The sequence below is a fragment of the Nostoc cf. commune SO-36 genome, from assembly GCF_023734775.1.
GTDB classification, from domain to species: domain Bacteria; phylum Cyanobacteriota; class Cyanobacteriia; order Cyanobacteriales; family Nostocaceae; genus Nostoc; species Nostoc commune_A.
The window spans coordinates 1,821,718-1,842,015 of the sequence record NZ_AP025732.1 but is presented as its reverse complement, the minus strand read 5'-3'; the positions used below and the strand labels follow the sequence as shown (position 1 = coordinate 1,842,015).

The following is a 20,298-nucleotide window of genomic DNA, read 5'->3' as shown; positions in this document are numbered from 1 at the left end:
GTAACAGAAGTAATGACGCCTAACTGTTACCCTAAATTAGTGAAATCCCACAGACTAAGGGTGTTGGCTTGTACCCCAATTAGTGTGGCTAAGAGTTCACCATCCTGTTTACTGACTAGAGTATTGCTGGTATCAGTGCCAATGCCTTGGGTAATAGTGATCTGTTCAAAGGTCAGATCATTCAATAGACCTAGATAATCGCTACCGACTGTAAAGTTGAAAATAGTGTCACTTCCAGACTCGCTCGCCAGCACAAACATATCACGACCGCTACCGCCATACAATGTATCTTCACCTGTTCCACCATTCAAGATATTGTCACCGCCACCTGTAAGATAGTCGTTGCCACCCCTGTTGTAGATCGGCTCCTCATCGTTATTAGTGTAGAGATAATTATCTCCATCTTGCTGCGGGATATCGGCGTAGAGGAGGTCGTTGCCAGCACCACCCTCTAGTGAGTTGTTACCAGCACCGCCGTAGAGTTGATCGTCACCGTCATTACCAAAGAGATAATCATCTCCGTCCTGCCCTTGCAGAATATCGGCATCGTCGCCACCCTGAAGATTATCATTACCACTGCCTCCAGCAAGAGTGTCGTTACCTTCTTGACCAAAGAGTTGGTCGTCACCGTCGCCGCCTATGAGTTGGTCATCGTCCAATCCACCTTCTAGATAATCATTATCAGCACGACCATCAAGAATGTCGTTGCCGCCACCACCGTAGAGTTGGTCGTTGCCGAATCCAGCTATGAGTTGGTCATTGCCTAACCCACCTTCTAGGTAGTCATCGCCAGCATCGGCATCAAGAATGTCGTTCCCTTCTTGACCAGAGAGCAGATCGCTGCCATCGCCTCCCAAGAGATTGTCATCTCCGACTCCACCATATATGTTGTCATTATCAGCACCGCCATTGAGGGTGTCGTTACCATCTTGACCGTAAAGGTAATCATTACCTATACCACCAATCAGTTGGTCATCACCGTTTCCACCTTCAAGGTAATCATTACCAGCATTGCCATCAAGGATGTCGTTGCCGTCTCGACCATATAGTTGGTCGTTGCCGTTGCCACCATCTAATTGATCGTCACCAGAGCCACCATCTAAGTAGTCATTGCCAGTCTGCCCTAGCAGCTTATCAGCATCATCACCCCCATAAAGGAAGTCCTCGCCGATGCCGCCATCGAGGTAGTCACGCCCTTGCTGCCCGAAGAGTGGGTCATCACCCGTACCCCCTTCAAGGCGGTCATCGTCATTGCCACCATCAAGATAGTCCTGACCACCTTGACCGTAAAGGCGATCGCTACCATCTCTGCCATAGAGATAGTCATCTTCAGTACCGCCATCCAGGAAGTCAGCGCCAGTGCCACCATCTAGGATATCGTAGCCTTGCTGACCGTAGAGGCGATCGTTACCTTCATTACCATTGAGTTCGTCATTGTCTAACCCACCATCAAGGTAGTCATCGCCAGTGTTGCCGTTAAGTAGGTCGTCACCAGCTTGACCGTAAAGGCGATCGCTACCTTCGTTGCCATTGAGTAGGTCATCGCCCGTTCCACCATCGAGGTAGTCATCACCAGCTTGCCCTAAAAGGGTATCTATACCAGTACCTCCGTAGAGAGCGTCATTTCCGGCTCCACCTTCGAGGTTATCATCACCAGCTTGACCGTAAAGTTGATCGTTACCGTCGTCGCCATAAAGTCGGTCATTATTATCACCTCCATCTAGGAGGTCATTGCCCAACCCGCCATTCAGGGTGTCTTCACCGACTTGGCCGTAGAGGCGATCGTTGCCTTCGTCGCCATAAAGTCTGTCATTATTATCACCTCCATCTAGGAGGTCATTACCCAACCCGCCATTTAGGGTAATCTTTATCGGCCTGACCATAAAGTTGATCGTCCCCGTCTCCTCCATTGAGGTAGTCTCGCCTATGCCACCATCAAGGAGGTCATCGCCTGTGCCACCTCGAGATAGTCATCGCCTTCTTGACCATAAAGCTTGGTCATTGCCATTGCCACCATCAAGGAGGTCATCGCCTGTGCCGCCTTCGAGATAGTCATTGCCAGCATCGCCATTTAAGGTGTCTCTGCCGTCTTGACCGTAGAGTTGATCATTGCCGTCTCCTCCATTCAGGTTGTCATTGCCAGCTTCACCTTTGAGGAGGTCTTCATCAGCTTGACCGTAAAGTTCGTCGTTGCCATCTCCACCGTAAAGGCGATCGCTTCCTGTGCCACCATCGAGCCAGTCGTCGCCTGCTTCACCGTAGATTAGGTCAGTGCCACCAAAGCCGTCTTTAGCGTAGTTTTGCTCTAAGTTAACTATGACTTGGCTAGGATCGCGGCGATAACTAACAGTATCAATGCCATCGCCTCCGTCAAGGGAGTCATTGCCAGCATTGCCAACTAACAGGTCATTGCCGACTAAGCCGGAAATGCGGTTATTTAGGCTGTTGCCAATTAGAACATCATCAAATGCAGAGCCGATGATATTTTCTAGATTTCGTAGGGTATCTGTAGTGCCAAAGCCGTCTTTAGCTGTGCCTGCTGCGATCGTAAAGTTTGGTTCTGTGTCGGTAGGTATGAGGCTGGTAGTAACTATGGTTGTGTGGAAAGTTCCGCCGGGATTTTGGTAGTTCTGTGCTTCATCAATATTTACAACTACACTACTGGGAGAATTGTCGTAGCTAACGGTATCGATTTCAGTAGCACCGTCAATAAAGTCATTGCCTGCTTCACCTAACAGCTTATCATCGTCAGCACCGCCGTATAGAGTGTCAGTGTCAGAACCGCCGTATAGGGTATCAGCGTCAGCACCGCCTACTAGCTCGTCATCGCCAGCATCACCGAGAAGGAGATCCCTCCCGTCTTCACCGAAGAGTTTGTCATTTCCCGCACCGCCATAAAGACGGTCATTGTCTATACCCCCGTAGAGTTTGTCGATGCCATCACCACCTTCTAGCTCGTCATTGCCAGCTTCGCCATAGAGGATATCATTCCCACCTTCACCAAAGAGTTTGTCATTTCCTGCACCGCCACTGAGAGTGTCATTGTCTGTACCCCCGTATAGTTGGTCGATGCCATCACCACCTTCTAGCTCATCATCGCCAGCCTCACCGTAGAGAATATCGTTAATCGAACTACCGTATAGTTTGTCGTTTCCTTTACCACCTTTTAGATTTGCTGAGATACTTGTATCAATGGTGATAATATCGTTGCCCAAACCGCCATCAGCAATAATTTTGATTTTGTTTTGGTCAGAAATTGGGTAAGCTTGTTCAAGTCCAAACGCAGAGACTAGAAGTTGGGTATCAGTTTGTGTGACTTTAAAAGTTTCGCTGCCATCAGTAATGTTTCCTACTTTACGCTCTCCAGAACGAGTTCCAATATTTAGGAATAAAACATCTCCAGAAAGCGCTGCTAGAATCGGCTGTGTGGGTTCACCACTGCCACTTTTATTTGAACCACCGAACTCCCATAATGTCACGCGTGGACTTTCAACATTGAATAGTATGGCCGAAGGAGCTTTTGGTTTATTTTTCTTGAAGAATGATGTTAATTTCTTAACACCTTTATCAAGAACTTTAAACCCATCTCCTAAAATACCTGCATCTTTAGTGATTTTCCTAAAGTAGTCGGTCGCTGCTCCCGTCGCTTGTAACTGGAAATCCAAATAGGCAGTTGCTGCACCCAGCGCATCAATGCTTGCTGAGGCATCTAAATAAGCGTATGCAGATCCACTTGTCGTAAAGTTAAAAGTTCGTGCTTTGTCTTGTGGAATAGAAAAACCTGCTGTAAGACCAATATTTCCACCACCTTGGATTTCTGCTATACCTTCAGCCCCTAGTTCTACTCCGACACGAAATTCGCCCTTGAATTCGAGTTCAGGTTTTCCAGTACCATTAACATCTTTGATATAAAATCCTGTACTATCGTATCCAAAACCAAGGGCTATCGAGCCACCTATCGTTGGGCCAAAAGTCACCTTAAGCGCTGGAACTACAATAGGAATTTTTACAAATTCTGCAAAGCCTGGAGATGTTATTAGCGAAACTTTTGGCATCTCATATTCAAATAGTGAAACATCAGGTTGACCAAAGAATAATTTAGCGGCGGTTTGTGTCTGCAAAACAGGTAATGTGAAATTAGATATGCCACTCAATGTATCTTGCAAATCTTTTGGGAGTAGTGAGCCTTGTGAAGGAGTATCACTTAAAAATTTTTTTTCTTTGGTATCAAATTTCAAACTACCAGGAAGAGGAATATCACCATTAGAAGCTTTTTTGACTTTTTCAGTAAAAGTTGATATTTTTTGGGCTTCAGTAATGAGTTTAGTAAGTTCTTCTAAGCCAGTAATTTTGTATGTTTCTTTAAATTGTTTTGGTACATTATTATTTGCATAGTTAAGTAAGTCAATAACCGATACAGAATTATCTCTGTCTAAGTCTAGGGTTGATTTAGAAATACCCAAACCATTTGGAATATCTTTTGTGATAAACGGGATGTCTTCCGTCAATCCATCAATAATTTTACGTACTGGATTTAATGCTAACTCTACATTCGAAAGTACTCCACCAATAAAACTGTTTTGACCAAGTAATGAACCAAGTTTTAAATTAGCTAAAGTTGCACTACCTTGATCTGAGTTTAACGACCAGTTTAAATTGAGGTTTGCAGAAACTGATGGCAATTTACCATTAATTTGTGTTTTTAATTGTTCACCAAATGTTTTTAATTGTTCACCAAACTTGAAACTAGAAAAATCGGCGGAGATATTATTACCTGCAACGCCATCAACCCCAAAATCAAGTTCTTTAAGTATCTCCTCAATTTTATCATTTCTTAACCCAACTGTAAGCTTGCTATTAGCATTATCTATAGCCTTGATTATCTTATCGGATTTTTCATTTCCTAAAGGTGTTTTAAGGGTATCAAAAACACTTTTAATAATACCTAAATTTTTTTCTGCAAATTCGATATTGAAGTCAGCCATCACTCTACTCCACTAATTATTTTGATGATTTTGGTCAGATTAAACTTAGGATTTGCAAGTCGTTCTAGATCCGCTTAGAAGGCGATCGCACCCCTCCTAAACCCCGATAAGTTAAGTGCGATCGCATCCCAATTCCAAACCATTAGTCAGAAAAACTAGCGAACGAATAAACATCGCCGCTCACAACTGCTATGGCTCAACTAAATGAAAAATTTATCGCACTCAACACCTTCCGGTGTTTGGGTAAACACTTACAGCACTTCCGGCAGCTATGAGGTACATCCTCAAAGCTAAAAGCTATGTTAGGAGAGAGGCAATAAGAAAAACTGTATTGCATAATAGCGGGAAGCGCTGTACCTGTATTTAATCATTGGGCAGATTCCTGTACTACAACTGAATCACATCAATACTCTACAGCTTTGTATAAAGTTTGACGGTCGGAAAAGGTCGGGAAAAAGTCGGATCTTTTTAGTAGATTCACGTAAACTTTTTGGAAAAATCGAGTTGATGGTGGGAATATCATATTTAACTAGGACTTACGCACTGTACAAACGAATGATCTTGTGTATTAACGTAAATAGGTCGTTTCAGCCTTTTCCAAACCACCCTTTATTAGTTGCGATCGCAAAAAGATAGTTGAAAAATTTAGCTAAAAGCTTTGAAAAGCATACCTGTCATTTCGGCTTTTCTGTCAATGCGTAAGTCCTATTAACTTAGTATTAATACGTATATAAATGACGGTTGAAGACGCGATCGCACTAGTTGAGCAATTATTGGAACGGGGACGCTTAACAAAAGTTCAAGAAATTGTGTTTCGTTATTCCTGGGAAGGGAAAACTTACCTAGAAATGGCCAAAGAAGTCAAATACGATCCAGGTCATATCAAAGATGTTGGTTCGCAACTATGGCGATCGCTCTCTCAAGCTTTAGGAGAAAAAGTTACCAAAAATAACCTGCACGGAGTACTGAAGCGAACCGCACAGCGACAAAAACACAAATGCCTCCTCCAGGAACTACACAAGCTGGGGGGAAGCAATCGACGTTTCCCAATTCTACGGACGTACTACTGAATTAGAAACTCTCAGCCAATGGATTATGAGAGATCGGACTCGTGTAGTAACATTGCTAGGTATGGGTGGGATGGGCAAAACCGCACTCTCAGTGAAGCTAGCAGAACAGCTACAGGTCGAATTCGAGTATGTAATTTGGCGATCGCTTCGGCACGCACCTTTTTTTTCTGACAAGGTGACGGACTGCATCAAAATTCTTTCTCATCAGCAAGTTACCACATTGCCTGCTTCCCCTCATGAGCAAATTACTTGTTTAATCGACTACCTCCGCAAATTTCGATGCTTGCTGATTCTGGATAATTTCGACACATTATTGCAGCAAGGGACAGGCTGTTACCGTGAGGGCTACAAACCTTACGGTGAACTTTTGTGGCGATTGGGAGAAACTGGGCATCAAAGCTGTGTCCTGCTCACTAGCAGGGAAAAACCTACTGAAGTCGCCGCTTTGGAAGGTGATGGTTTGCCAGTTCGTACCCTTGCTTTATCAGGATTAGAAGTTGCAGCAGGACAAACAATTCTGACACTCAAAGGGCTATCAGGCTCCGAAGACGAAACCCGGCAACTAGTTGAGTGTTACCGTGGTAATCCATTAGCTTTGAAAATTGCCGCCACTTCCATTCGGGACTTATATGAAGGCAACATCGCCAACTTCTTTGCCGAAGGCACAACCGTATTTAAGGGCATTGGCAATCTCCTAGAGCAACAATTCAAAAGACTCTCTACCTTAGAGCAGCAAGTAATGTATTGGCTGGCAATTAATCGGGAGAAGTTTTCCGTGACAGAATTGCAAACAGCCTTCACACCAACATTGCCTAAGCCTAAGTTAATGTCAGTACTAGAATCTTTACGCTGCTGTAGCTTAATAGAAAGCAATGCTGGAGGATTCACACAGCAACCTGTCGTTATGGAATACGTGACAGGTTGCTTGATTGAAAAAGTCTGCCAGGAAATAGTCACAGAATCACCACAACATCTGCTGACTCATGCTTTGATGCAAGCCCAGGCAAAAGACTACATCCGCGATAGTCAAATTCATCTGATTGTGCGACCTGTTTTGAATCAACTAGAAATAACCCTTGGCTCTGTTCATCAGCTTGAGTATAAACTTGGCAGACTAGTTATAAAGCTCCAAAATGAAGTTATAGATCCAGTTGGGTATGGTGGCGGTAATCTGCTGAATTTACTGGCGCAATTAGAAACCGATTTAACTGGGTATGACTTTTCTCGTCTCACCATCCGTAACTGCGATTTACGCTTGCTCAACTTACATCGGGTCAACTTTACCCAAACGACGTTTCGAGAGTGTGTTTTTGCTGCGACCTTTGGCGGCATTACTAGCGTCGCCTTTAGTCCAGATGGGCGCTGCCTTGCTACCAGTGATACAAATGGTGAAATTCATGTTTGGGATATTAGCAATAGTAAACAACTCTTTAGCTGTAAAGAACATAACAGTTGGGTTTGGAATATTGCTTTTAGCCCTGTGTATCCAGTTTTAGCTAGTTGTGGTCAAGATCATACAATTAAACTTTGGGATACTACCACCGGAGAATGTTTCAAAACGCTGTATGGACACACTAGCATTGTTACAGCGATCGCCTTTAATCCTGACGCAAAACTCCTTGCTAGTACTAGCTATGACCACACAGTTAAAGTCTGGCATCTAGCCACAGGAGAATGTCTGCAAACTCTCCAAGGACATAATGCTTGTGTGTGGAGTGTAGCTTTTCATCCCGCAGGTCAAATCTTAGCAACGGCTGGTGAAGATAACACAATCAAGCTGTGGGATTTAGAAACTGGATGCTGTGTGCAAACCCTAGAAGGGCATCAGCACTGGGTAAAAGCGATCGCATGGAGTCCAGAAGGGCAAATATTAGCAAGTGGCAGTTTTGATCAAACTGTGAAACTGTGGGATTTACATACTAAGGTGTGCTTATTGACCTTGCAGGGACACGCCGGAGTTGTAACTTCCGTAGCGTTCAGCCCTAAGGGTAAACAGCTAGCCAGTGGCAGTTACGATCAAAGTGTGAAGATTTGGGACGCAGACACTGGGAAATGTCTCGATACACTGGAAAAGCATACAAATCGGATTTGGTCAATTGCTTTCCACCCTCAAGGACACTTAATTGCTAGTGGTGGAGATGACCATGCAGCTAGAATCTGGGAACTTCAGACTGGACAGTGTACTAAAAGCTTCCAAGGACACAGTAATGCTGTTTATGGGATTGCCCACAGTTGGCAGCAAAACTTACTTGCCAGTGGACATGAAGACCAGACAATTAAACTCTGGGATGTAAATCTCAATGCCCCGCAACGCTTAAAGGCTGACCTCCAGCCTTTTCGTGTACTACATGGACACAAAAATCGTATTTTCTCTGTTGCCTTCAGTGCCAACGGAGAGTCTCTCGCCAGCGCCAGCGCAGATCGTACTATTAAACTTTGGAGTCCGCATACAGGGCAATGCCTGAAAACCTTGCATGGTAACGGTAGTTGGGTCTGGGCAATTGCTTTTAGTCCAGACAGTAACTTCCTTGCTAGTGGCAGCTACGACCATACAATTAAGATATGGGATGTACCTTCTGGTGAATGTTTGCAAACATTGCAGGGGCATCCTGGTTCTGTGTTAGCGATCGCATGGAGTCCTGATGGAAAGACTCTCTTCAGCAGTGGCTATGAAAAGATAGCTAAACGCTGGGATATTGAAACAGGAACCTGTCTTCATAGTTGGGAGGCAGACTCTAACCGTGTTTGGGCAGTTGCGGTGAGTCCAGATACTCAATACGTTGCTACTGGTGGTGATGAGTCCGTGGTGCGGCTGTGGGATATCCACACAGGGGTTTGTCTGCGTACATTCTCTGGACATACCAGCCAGGTACTCTGTATTTTGTTCACCGGCGATGGCGATCGCATGATTACCAGTAGTAGCGATCGTACCATCAAAATTTGGAATGTAGTTACTGGAGACTGCCTTGGTACACTACAGAATCATCTCAATTGGGTATGGTCGCTTAATCTGAGCCACGACGCTCAAACTCTTCTCAGTGGTAGCTGGGATGAAACAATCAACTGTTGGGATATTACTACGGGGCAATGTCGGCAAACTTTCAGACCAGTCCGCCCGTATGAAGGCATGATTATTACTGAAGTGATAGGGTTGACTGAAGCAGAGATGGGAACTTTAAAAGCTTTGGGGGCGTTAAAATGCGATCGCATCTGCTCATATTCAAATAGCTCAACTGGTTGGATGATAAGGCAATGCTACAACATCTGTCTCAACAACAATATTTCGCATTAAAAGTTTTTTCAGCATTGGGTTGCGGACTGATGGCCGGAGTCTTTTTTGCCTTCTCTACCTTCGTGATGAACGCTCTGGCGCGACTCCAGCCAGTACAGGGCATTGTCGCCATGCAATCCATCAATATCACAGTAATCAATCCATTATTTATGGCAGTGTTCTTGGGAACGGCTGCGGCTTGCATCTTTCTTCTTTCTTGTACTTAAATATTGTTTAGCGCATCTTCATCCAGAATTGGTATTAGCACTTCTGAAGCTGAAAATAATTGTTTTATTAAATAAAAACTATGAGCCTTAACTTTCAAGCTTTGCAACTTCCTACTCTCAAGAAACAATCTGAAGGGCTGATTGTAACCGCTTGGCAAAAATTTCTTTTAGATAATGATTTCCCCATTGCTGCCGTTGATGGAGATTTTGGTAATATTACAGATCGAGCAACTCGTGAATTTCAGAGTCGTAATGGTTTAACGGTAACGGGAATTGTAGATACAGCTACTTATAAAAAAGCGCTAGAGCAAGATTTTGTCATTTATTTTGCTATTTATACCGATTCTGCGGAAAAATTATTAGCTTATCTTAACTTTGGCGGGAATGAGATCAAAGACTTACAAAAGAGTTTAACAACGATCGCTCCTTTAAATCCTGCGTTAGCGGTTGATGGGGATTTTGGCCCCAACAGTACCAGGGGACTAACCGAAACTTATAAGAAAAGAGACATCAATTTTCGAGCCGAGTTAACTCAACAGCTTTCTAATGCAACGAAAACTAAGCTTGGCATTGATTTGGACTTGGCTCTAGACACCATCACCGAATATGCCAAAAGACTAAGACAACGGCTAAGTGGAAAAGCCTGGGTTAATTTTTTCCCAGATAGCGATTCAATTGATGATTTGGCTTCTCCTTTCCGTCAAAAAGTACAAGCTTTTGAGCAAGCCTTAAAAAATGCTGGAGCTAATATCAGTATTGCTTCAGTATTTCGTCCTTCAGAACGGGCTTATTTAATGCATTATTCTTTTCGTATTAGTAATAATGAAATTGCTGCCAAAGATGTTCCACCTATGCCTAATGTAGATATTAATTGGCTACATTATACCCAAGCTGCCTCTGTCCAAGCCGCTAAAGAAATGGTGTCTACTTATAATATTGCTTTTCGACCTGTTCTTAGCTCTCGTCATACCCAAAGATTAGCAATTGATTGGGAAATTACTTGGTCAGGAACCTTAAATGTCAAAAACGCGAGTGGAACTATAGTTAGTATCAATCAACCACGAACCAGCTATGAAAATTCTACTTTATGGCAGGTAGGCCGTTCTTACGGTGTAATTAAATTATCTAGCGATCGTCCCCATTGGTCTAATGATGGACATTAATAAATAATATCGTGTCCGGTATACTATTTTTGTGTCAGAGCAAAATCTCTCTTGTGTCATTGCGAGCTTTGCGAAGCAATCGCAAAATCTCTGGGATTGCTTCTCTTCGAGACGCTCCGCGAACGCTCCGCTCGCAATGACTACACATATTTTGCATGATTTGTTAACTTCTAAAAAGGCACAGAGTCAACACCCTAGGCAGGGAGTAGGGAGCAAGTCTTTATCGCCGACTGCGAAAACCCTGTCTTCCATTAACTTGGTCAAAGAGTACATCGTATTTATCAAAAAATGCGATTCCCGGATTTACAGATATAGTCTGTTCTGCCTGTGGCGAGATAGCCAAATTCCAGCGATTAAATCCGTCGCGGTTTCCTGGAACCAGACCATAATCAAAAATGCCATTTATTGCTACTTTTACAGTATTTGCTGAACCTAATACTCCTGGTTTGAGTTTACCTGCTATAGAAGCTGACTTAAATTCAGCCAAACCATTAATAGTTCCAGTATCAGCAATCATTGCACTATTACAAGAATTTTTAGCAGTACTCCCAGCCAGAGTTAAACAAACTTTGCTCAGTCGAGAATCCCATCTTTTACCGGGTACACCATTTATTTCCGGTTGCTGATTCCAAGAAGCCATTTTAAAACCCGTTTGATTTTGGGCAGTTAAACCGAGAATTAGGTTGCCATTCTTGTTACTACCACCATTTCCAGTGACGATAAATCCGTTACTCAGATTGCCCGGTAATTTTCTCAATGGATTATAAAGAAGTGATTTTTCTGAATAATTGACACCGACAATACCAGAAAAAGGCACACCATTCTTTGCTGAACAATTAGGTTTTTGGGGAGTACATTGGCGACTAGTAACAATCTGTATGGGAATAGGTTCGGCGGTAGGAATTAAACCAAACCGGACATTAGCATAAACTAATTCTACCCTCCAGAATAGTACCATCACCTAATACTTCCTTGATATTCTGACCTGTTCTTTGAATCGGAGCATTACCTAAAAACTCTTTAGGAACTCTTAGCCCTGCTGACCCTGTATCTAATAAAATACGTCTTGGCTGACCATTTGCCGTAGCCATTTACAGAAAATAACCGCGCACACGATGAACCGAGGGAAGGTTTTGGATATAAAGGTAAAGATATGGTGTTAAAAGTTGGCTGGCGGGGTGTATTTTGAGAGATATCGCGCAGGCTGAATTTGGGAAAAGTGCCGCAAATGCTGCCTGGCGTTGCGCTGCTGGTTCAGGCGCAACATTCCAAAGGCTTTCGTAGTAGAAAAAGCCGATACCTAAACCGCGTTGTTGCGACGCTTGTACCTGAGATTGGATTTGTGGTAGGGAAACTTGGCGATTTCGTAATCCCGCCATAATACCGATAGCAGTTGGGATAACTTGTTGGGTTTCTAAAATTTCTGGGCGGGTAATTTGAGCGATAAAACTTTCCAAATCATTACGGTATACCTGCATAATCAACTCATCGACAATACCCAAGCGTACCCAGTTGAGCCAATCTTGCAGTTGCAGCTTGTAAGCGAAATCATAGTAATTGGGAGCAACCGAGAAGATAGCATTCGGTTTTCTGGTTTTCACAGTTTGCTGGAGGTCTACCATGAATGCAGTAATTTTATCTGCCCGCCATTTTATCCATGCTTGGGCTTGGGGATTGGATGGTGGAGGATTGCCAGTTTCTTGAGTATATAGACCGATTGTGTATTTATCGTAACCAAAATCTACGGGTAAACTCGTATGATCATCAAATTGAACGCCATCAGCATCGTATTTAGTGATAACTTCCATGACGAGTTCGCGGATAAAGCTTTGCACTTCGGGGTGAAAAGGATTCAACCACGCTACCTCACCCGCAGCGCTAATTGAAGTTTGAGTCCCATCCCCCTTTTGTGTTAGCCAATTTGGATGCTGCGATGCGAGTTCTGAAGTTAGAGGAACCATGAAACCAAATTCAAACCAGGGTATTGCAAGTAACCCTTGTCTGCGAGCTTGGGTAATAATGTCTGCAATTACATCTTGTCCATCTGTTCCCTTGAAGAAAAAAGGGACACCCTTTTTTTGCATTACGGCGCTGGGGTATTGGGTATAACCATCATTCCAGACTACGGGATAAACAGTATTAAAGTTTAACTGCCGTAGTTGGCTCATAGCTGCTTGCACTTGTGAACGATTTCTAAAAACGCTAAAATCGTTACCACTTAACCATACTCCCCGAATTTCCTGACGAGGTTGAGGAGGTAGTTGGGCAACGACAGGGGCAAAGCTGTTGAGTTGCACTACCGCCAAGAATGATATTAGACATAATAATGGCAGCAGACGTTTCTTCCAAAACTGAGTTGTCATTACTTCTACTTAATTAGTTATATTTCATTACATATAGACGCTAAATTGCTACACCAGGAAAACTGATACAGTAATTTAACTGCAACATAGTTGACGCAATTATAAGGTTAGTAGTGCCAAATTAAATTTATTGTTCTGCGATCGCCAAACCCATGAATTTTAAACCCCATCAAAGCACCGCACGCTAAACGAAACACGGGGTACAGTGGTGGATAGCATCAGCCGCCGCGATCGCAGCAGTACGAACAATCAGCAAAAAGAAACCTATACGCTGGTCTTCAGGTGAGTAATTATAAATTTGATTTTCGTGCTGACTTTGGCGGCGTTCGGTGTGCGCCAAAATATTTTTCACTGCGGTAACGCAACCATACCCGCAAAACTTGCGGAATCTGTTCTTTTTGTTCTTTACTCAGGGTGTTGTAAAGGGCTAAGGCGCGATCGCGTTCACCCCGACAAGCAGCATTATTGTGAGCATCCCAATAACTGCGGGCTACTCGAATCCGCCGACAAACTTCTTTAATCAGTGCGTCTCCCGTAAGTGGAGTATCTTGCTTGCTCATACTCAAATGCTTCTAATTCATAACTGCTGGTTTCTGTTTATTGCTAACTTCTAAAGGTAGAAAAATCGTCAAAACTTCCCCATAGTGTGGACGTTGGCGCACAATCAGTTTGCCACCGATCGCCTGAAACAAATGCTTGGTTGCGGCCAGATTCAAACTAATAGTACCTGTTTCTGGTTGGAACATTAATAGTTGTCCAAGGGCTTTGCGAATAGGTGGCGTTGCCGGGATAGCGGCTTTATTTGCGTCTTTACACCCGAATTGAGGCGATAATTGTAACTTTAGTTGATCTCCAGCCGGGATAACTTGTACTTGAATATGGCTGCCAGCAGGTAAACTGCGAGTAAAATTTTCCATCAAACCGGTCAAAACCTGATCCAGCATGGTGGGATTGCTCACCACTGTTGGTAGTTGCTGGGGTAAAACAACATTTAAAGTCAAATTCCGTCGATGCGCTGCTTGTTCCCAACGGGGAATACTTTGCTGCAACACTTGATCTAAAGACATCGGTGTGAGTTGAGTTTTTGAAGATTTTGCGGAGGCAGTAGTTTCTAGTTCTGCCGCCTTAAACAGCAACTCCATGCGGTCAATTTGCTCGGTACACTCGTGATCGATAACCTTTAAGCGATTGATCACACTTGCATCTAAGTCTCGCCGCTTCAATAGCAGACGAGTCATGGTGCGAATAGTTGTTAAAGGTGTGCGGACTTCGTGAGCAAAAGCTTGGAGCAATTCTACATCAGGATTTAAGGATTGGGCATTGGGGATTGGGCATTGGGGATTGGGGAGAACTCTTCTTCCCTGCTCTCCTGCCTCTTGGGCAGTTCCCAGTGAAGAGTCTCTAGTTTCTGGTGGTTCTGTTAATTTTTGAAGCAACAACTGGCTAAACTGAACCATCATGCGGTAGTCTGGTGCTACCGGGGAATACTGTTCTACTAATGCGTCCAAGCGGGCGAAAAATTCTGGATTAGCCAGCATTACCCGTGCCCCTAGCGATCGCCAAGCCTGCTGCACTACTTCTGGCTCAAAAGAAAAAGCAAAAGTTTTTTTACCGTTTTTGTGGCTTGCTAAAACCAGTACTAATCTAAATTTATCTGTAAAAACTAAGCAAAACTGTTCTGCACCCAAAGGATCGGCAGGTAGTAAGGGAAGTACCGATTCATGGGGAGCAATTTCTTCGTTGGCAGATGCGTTGATGTAATCCGCCGTAGGCATCTGAAATGGCATTAGCGCCAATGGATTAAATGGTTTAGCTGTAAAAGTTACTGTTTGTAAACTTTGAGTTAGTCTTGGCTGACTAAATAAGGGTGCTGGTGCAGCTAAAACTAATCCTTGAGTTGTGTCAACTGAAGTAACTGCTAAAGTATTTAATAGCAAATGTTCCGTCGCTGCGAGGCTGACACGCCACTGCTGCTCTGCTTTAGCAGGTGAACATTCTCCCACACTTGATTCATTTTCAGCCAAGATTTCGCTCAGACTTGGCAATATCCATTGGTACACAGGCTTTCACCCCTTAAATCAAGAGCGACTAACAGCGTCTAGGGTAGACATTTCACTCTATCTAAGAGGTTATAGCCATTTGTGTTCTTGTAACAGTGGTAGAACCGAACAATTCGGGCGCAATTTCCCCTCTAACTGCGATCGCACTCACTTTTACCATGTTATCGATCATAGCGATCGCATTTTTTTGAGTAGATTAGCAATAGACTATCTTAAAGGCAATTTATGACTTCTTTTAATTCAGTTGAAGATTTGGTACTAGTTGCTGGTGCTACTGGTGGAGTGGGGCAATTGGTGGTAGGCAAACTGCTAGAAAAGGGTTTGAAAGTTCGTGTCTTGACACGCAATGCCGCAAAAGCGGAAGAGATGTTTAACCGAAGAGTGGAAATCGCCGTTGGTGACATCCGCCAGCCAGCTACACTGCCAGCCGCAACACAAAATGTCACCCATATCATAAATTAGTACTGGAACCACTGCCTTTCCCTCTGCGCGATGGGAGTTTGACGAAACCCCGAACTTGCTTGAATGGGGAATCACCTTCCTTAACCCCAAATCTAGCGAAGCAAAAGCAAAAAACAGTCCGGCAAAGGTCGATGCTCAAGGTGTCAGGAACCTAGTAGCAGCAGCACCCCAGAATTTGAAGCGATTCGTTTTCGTCTCTTCTTGCGGAATTGAGCGTAAAAATCAGTTTCCTTTTAGTGTTCTTAATGCTTTTGGCGTGTTGGATGCCAAACAGAAGGGTGAAGAGTCCATTATTAATTCAGGATTACCCTACACCATTATCCGCCCAGGACGCTTGATTGACGGGCCATATACCTCATACGACCTCAACACACTGTTGAAGGCAAAAACAGGAGGTAAATATGGTGTGGTAGTAGGCACTGGGGATACACTTTCAGGTGATACCAGCCGGATTGATGTAGCAAACGCTTGCGTAGAATCTCTTTTACACCCAAGTAGTTCCATGAAAATTTTTGAAATAGTCAACCAGGGACAAAGACCACCTGCTATTAACTGGGAAACTCTTTTCTCTAAGCTTGAGTAAGTGCTGAGTAGTATTTTATCCAATGCCCAATGCCTCTGCCCAAAGCCCAATACCAGAATATTGGCGATTAATACGGAATTACTGAGGCGATGCCTGCGGTGAGCTATTCGCCGTCGCGCCCTTTAATTTTGTTCTATTTTCGGTACTTTTGTAACTTATTACCTCAAAAGACGGCAAACACGACTCTACCGTTACGGTTCACCCTAATTACTGAAAGTATTAATTCTCATACATTAGACAGAGTGAAGACAAATAAATCCATGAACCAACTAAAAACACAATTTAGTTAGATTAACCGTCCCAAGCAAGGTTCGGGAAACCACCCTTCATGGACTGGCTAACACTAAGCTTCAGTATATATATCAGCATAATCTGGAGTTTTAACCCCAGAAAAGCCAAAACAAAGGTATTCATGCTGAACTGGCTGATTTATTGACCCGGTTGGTTCAAAATTTAGTCCTTTATATTCTCATTCATTCATTTGTACTTATACGGAGCCAGCACCTAAAATGGCAAAAGTAGTTGGAATTGACTTAGGAACAACGAACTCCTGTGTGGCAGTGATGGAAGGTGGTAAACCCACAGTAATTGCTAACGCTGAAGGTTTTCGGACAACGCCCTCAGTAGTAGCATTTGCCAAAAATGGCGACAACTTGGTTGGCCAAATCGCCAAACGCCAAGCTGTGATGAACACAGAAAATACGTTTTACTCAGTCAAACGCTTCATCGGACGCCGCTACGACGAAGTGAGTAACGAAGCTACGGAAGTTTCTTACAAAGTCCTCAGCAATAACGGCAATGTCAAATTAGATTGTCCAATCGCTGGTAAAGCATTTGCTCCTGAAGAAATTTCTGCAAAAGTTCTTCGCAAACTAGTTGAAGATGCCAGCAAATACTTGGGCGAAACCGTAACCCAAGCTGTAATCACCGTTCCGGCATACTTCAACGACTCCCAACGGCAAGCGACAAAAGACGCTGGTAAAATTGCCGGGATTGAAGTTCTACGGATTATCAACGAGCCTACAGCCGCATCTTTGGCTTATGGGTTTGACAAGAAGAGTAACGAAACCATTCTCGTTTTTGACTTGGGTGGTGGTACCTTCGACGTATCCGTACTGGAAGTAGGAGATGGAGTTTTTGAAGTACTAGCCACATCTGGTGATACCCACCTTGGCGGTGACGACTTCGATAAAAAAATAGTTGACTTCTTAGCTGACAAGTTCAAGAAAGCCGAAGGCATTGACCTGCGGAAAGACAAACAAGCCTTACAACGTCTGACTGAAGCCGCAGAAAAAGCCAAAATTGAGCTTTCTAGCGTCACCCAAGCAGAAATTAACTTGCCATTTATCACTGCTACCCAGGATGGCCCCAAGCACCTGGATACAACCCTGACTCGCGCCCAGTTTGAAGAACTTTGCTCTGACTTAATCGACCGTTGTCGTGTTCCTGTGGAAAACGCCCTTCGGGATGCCAAGTTAAACAAAGGCGATATTGATGAAGTGGTATTAGTTGGTGGTTCTACCCGCATTCCCGCAGTCCAACAGATTGTGAAGCAGGTATTGGGTAAAGACCCCAACCAAAGTGTAAACCCTGATGAAGTCGTAGCAGTTGGTGCAGCTATTCAAGCCGGGGTACTAGCTGGTGATGTAACTGGCATCTTGCTGTTAGACGTGACACCGCTATCTTTGGGTGTGGAAACATTGGGCGGCGTGATGACCAAAATTATCCCCCGCAACACCACAATTCCCACCAAGAAATCGGAAGTTTTCTCCACTGCTGTGGATGGACAAACGAACGTAGAAATTCACGTTCTCCAAGGTGAACGCGAATTCTCTAACGATAATAAGAGTTTGGGAACCTTCCGCCTGGATGGTATTCCTCCTGCACCACGTGGCGTTCCTCAAATTGAAGTGGTCTTTGATATTGACGCTAACGGTATCCTTAACGTCACCGCTAAGGACAAAGGCACTGGTAAAGAACAGTCCATCAGCATCACCGGCGCTTCCACCCTGGATAAAAATGACGTTGACCGGATGGTAAGAGAAGCTGAACAAAATGCTTCATCTGACAAAGAGCGGCGTGAAAAGATTGAACGCAAGAACCAAGCCGATTCTTTAGCATACCAAGCTGAGAAGCAGCTACAAGAATTGGGCGATAAAGTTCCCGATGCTGACAAGACCAAAGTCGAAGGTTTAGTCAAAGAACTGCGGGAAGCAGTTGCTAAAGAAGACGATGAGCAAATCAAAAAGCTCACCCCAGAATTACAACAAGCATTGTTTGCCGTTGGTAGCAATATCTATCAACAAGCCGGTGGCGGTGCTGCACCAGGTGCTGAACCTCAAGATGGCGATGGTGGTTCCACATCTAGCTCTGGTAGTGGCGACGATGTGATTGACGCTGATTTTACAGAGAGCAAATAATTCCCTTACTTCTTTTGGGAAGATTGTTTTGTCCCACCTCATATTACCCACTCAGACAAATGCCTGAGTGGGGATTTTTTTTAGGAGTTATGAGTTAGGAATTGTATTAAGTCTGGTTAATCTCTCATGCCACAATACGCTTGGGTTAATACCAATTCATGAAAAACCTGATACAAATAAAGCATCCAAAATAAAACCCCAACCTGTAATCTCATTGATTAAAGAATCCCCGTCTCTTTAGAGCGGGGAGTGTCAAAAGAATTATCTTTTAATTAATTTCGAGCGATACCTTCTTCACGTGCTGCACGTTGCACAGCAGCAGCAACAGCAGTGACGACGCGCTCATCAAAAACTGAAGGAATAATGTGTTCCCGATCCAAGTCTGAAGGCTTGACTAAAGAGGCGATCGCACTTGCGGCTTCTAGGTACATTTTGATGGTAATTGTTTGTGCCCGACAATCTAAAGCACCACGGAATACCCCAGGAAAAGCCAGGACGCTTATTGATTTGATTTGGGTAATCACTGCGACCGGTAGCAATCACAGCAACATCTTTACTGATTAATTCTGGCTGAATCTCTGGAATGGGATTTGCCATTGCAAAAACAATTGGATCTTTCGCCATCGATTGCACCATTTCTGGTGTCAAAACTCCCGGTGCGCTGACGCCAATAAACACATCTGCCCCTTGCATTGCACCTGCTAATGTACCCTGAGCTTTCACAGCAAATTCGAGTTTTTCTTCTGTCAAATCGCTGCGACTGGTTGAGATAATCCCTTTAGAGTCGCACATCCAGATTTTTTCTGCCCCAGCTTTCCTCAGTAACCGAGCGATCGCTACTCCCGCCGCCCCAGCACCGTTAATCACGATCTTGATTTCTGCTAAGGACTTATGTACCAGTTTCAGGGAATTAAACAATGCTGCCAAGGTGACAATTGCTGTACCGTGCTGGTCATCGTGAAAAACGGGGATATCTAACTCTTGGCGTAATCTCTTTTCAATTTCAAAGCAGCGAGGTGCAGCGATATCCTCTAAATTCACGCCCCCAAACACCGGAGCAATATTCTTAACTGCCTGGATAATTTCTTCTGTATCTTGGGTGGCCAGACAAATGGGAAAAGCATCTAGCCCTGCAAATTCCTTGAATAGCATGGCTTTGCCTTCCATAACTGGTAGGGCTGCGGCTGGGCCGAGATTTCCCAAACCCAAAACGGCACTACCATCGGTAACAATGGCAACGGTGTTTTGTTTGATGGTTAAGTTGTAAACTTCCTCTGGATCTTGAGCGATCGCTGTACAAATTCGACCGACTCCGGGCGTGTAAGCCATTGCTAAATCAGACACGCTTCTTAAGGGAATTCTGCTGGTAATGCTGATTTTGCCGCCACGATGCAAATTAAAGGTGCGATCGTAGACGCTGAGTAACTTGATGTCTGGCAATGCTTTAACTGCTTGCACAATAGTTTCAGCATGTTCGGTACTAGCAGCATCAACAGTAATATCGCGGGTGGATTCTTTGCGGGTTTGCTCAATTAGATCAATTTGACCGAGATTACCGCCAGTAGTTGCGATCGCTTGAGTTATCGATGCTAACATTCCCACACGATTGGGAATCTGCAAGCGCAGTGTCAAACTAAAACTAGAATTTGGAGTTAGGTTTGTCATGTTGATTTTGGATTTTAAGTTTTAGATTT

12 protein-coding genes and 2 pseudogenes are annotated in these 20,298 nt (G+C 44.0%); 6 read left to right on the top strand and 8 right to left on the bottom strand.

What is annotated here, in order from left to right; genetic code table 11:
- Positions 1-26: 26 nt before the first annotated feature.
- Entirely contained in the window at positions 27-1,883 is a 1,857-nt protein-coding gene (locus ANSO36C_RS08045) for a calcium-binding protein (protein WP_251959098.1), read from the bottom strand.
- 87 nt (positions 1,884-1,970) lie between these two features.
- Positions 1,971-4,985: a calcium-binding protein gene (locus ANSO36C_RS08040; protein ID WP_251959097.1), complete on the bottom strand. Its 3,015-nt coding sequence runs from the start codon at positions 4,983-4,985 to the stop codon at positions 1,971-1,973.
- Between the two features lie 734 nt (positions 4,986-5,719).
- On the opposite strand from ANSO36C_RS08040, the gene ANSO36C_RS08035 reads away from it, so the two are divergent.
- The 4 genes from ANSO36C_RS08035 (at position 5,720) to ANSO36C_RS08020 (ending at position 10,716) form a co-directional block, all read left to right on the top strand.
- A complete protein-coding gene (locus ANSO36C_RS08035; protein ID WP_251959096.1) occupies positions 5,720-6,055 on the top strand; it encodes a hypothetical protein in 336 nt (111 codons plus the stop codon).
- Between the two features lie 25 nt (positions 6,056-6,080).
- Positions 6,081-9,347, top strand: coding sequence for a WD40 repeat domain-containing protein (locus ANSO36C_RS08030; protein ID WP_251959095.1), 3,267 nt, complete (start codon positions 6,081-6,083; stop codon positions 9,345-9,347).
- The gene (locus ANSO36C_RS08025) at positions 9,308-9,553 is read left to right on the top strand and encodes a hypothetical protein (protein ID WP_251959094.1); all 246 of its coding nucleotides are present in this window, start codon (positions 9,308-9,310) and stop codon (positions 9,551-9,553) included. Before ANSO36C_RS08030 ends, ANSO36C_RS08025 begins: the two co-directional genes overlap by 40 nt.
- Before the next feature lie 80 nt (positions 9,554-9,633).
- Complete coding sequence (locus tag ANSO36C_RS08020; RefSeq protein WP_251959093.1) at positions 9,634-10,716, top strand: peptidoglycan-binding domain-containing protein; 1,083 nt, start codon at positions 9,634-9,636, stop codon at positions 10,714-10,716.
- A gap of 220 nt (positions 10,717-10,936) precedes the next feature.
- On the opposite strand, the gene ANSO36C_RS34785 is transcribed toward ANSO36C_RS08020, so the two are convergent.
- From ANSO36C_RS34785 to ANSO36C_RS08005, 5 genes are all read right to left on the bottom strand, one after another.
- Positions 10,937-11,674 (bottom strand): hypothetical protein, encoded by a 738-nt coding sequence (locus tag ANSO36C_RS34785; protein WP_410174682.1) that lies wholly within the window; start codon positions 11,672-11,674, stop codon positions 10,937-10,939.
- Positions 11,637-11,807 carry a hypothetical protein gene (locus ANSO36C_RS34780; protein ID WP_410174681.1) on the bottom strand — a complete coding sequence of 57 codons (171 nt, stop codon included), beginning with the start codon at positions 11,805-11,807 and terminating at the stop codon, positions 11,637-11,639. Before ANSO36C_RS34780 ends, ANSO36C_RS34785 begins: the two co-directional genes overlap by 38 nt.
- Positions 11,808-13,079 (bottom strand): glycoside hydrolase family 10 protein, encoded by a 1,272-nt coding sequence (locus tag ANSO36C_RS34775; RefSeq protein ID WP_410174680.1) that lies wholly within the window; start codon positions 13,077-13,079, stop codon positions 11,808-11,810.
- Positions 13,080-13,369: 290 nt separating this feature from the next.
- Positions 13,370-13,639, bottom strand: coding sequence for an SAM-dependent methyltransferase (locus ANSO36C_RS08010; protein WP_251959092.1), 270 nt, complete (start codon positions 13,637-13,639; stop codon positions 13,370-13,372).
- Between the two features lie 12 nt (positions 13,640-13,651).
- The gene (locus tag ANSO36C_RS08005; RefSeq protein ID WP_251959091.1) at positions 13,652-15,139 is read right to left on the bottom strand and encodes a sensor histidine kinase; all 1,488 of its coding nucleotides are present in this window, start codon (positions 15,137-15,139) and stop codon (positions 13,652-13,654) included.
- A 225-nt stretch (positions 15,140-15,364) separates the two neighbouring features.
- Between ANSO36C_RS08005 and ANSO36C_RS08000 the strand changes: the two are divergent.
- Both ANSO36C_RS08000 and dnaK read left to right on the top strand, forming a co-directional pair.
- A pseudogene (locus tag ANSO36C_RS08000) lies at positions 15,365-16,184 on the top strand (SDR family oxidoreductase).
- 509 nt (positions 16,185-16,693) lie between these two features.
- Entirely contained in the window at positions 16,694-18,604 is a 1,911-nt protein-coding gene (dnaK, locus tag ANSO36C_RS07995; RefSeq protein ID WP_251959090.1) for a molecular chaperone DnaK, read from the top strand.
- A 272-nt stretch (positions 18,605-18,876) separates the two neighbouring features.
- On the opposite strand, the pseudogene ANSO36C_RS07990 reads toward dnaK, so the two are convergent.
- A pseudogene (locus ANSO36C_RS07990) lies at positions 18,877-20,269 on the bottom strand (malic enzyme-like NAD(P)-binding protein).
- Positions 20,270-20,298: the final 29 nt, after the last annotated feature.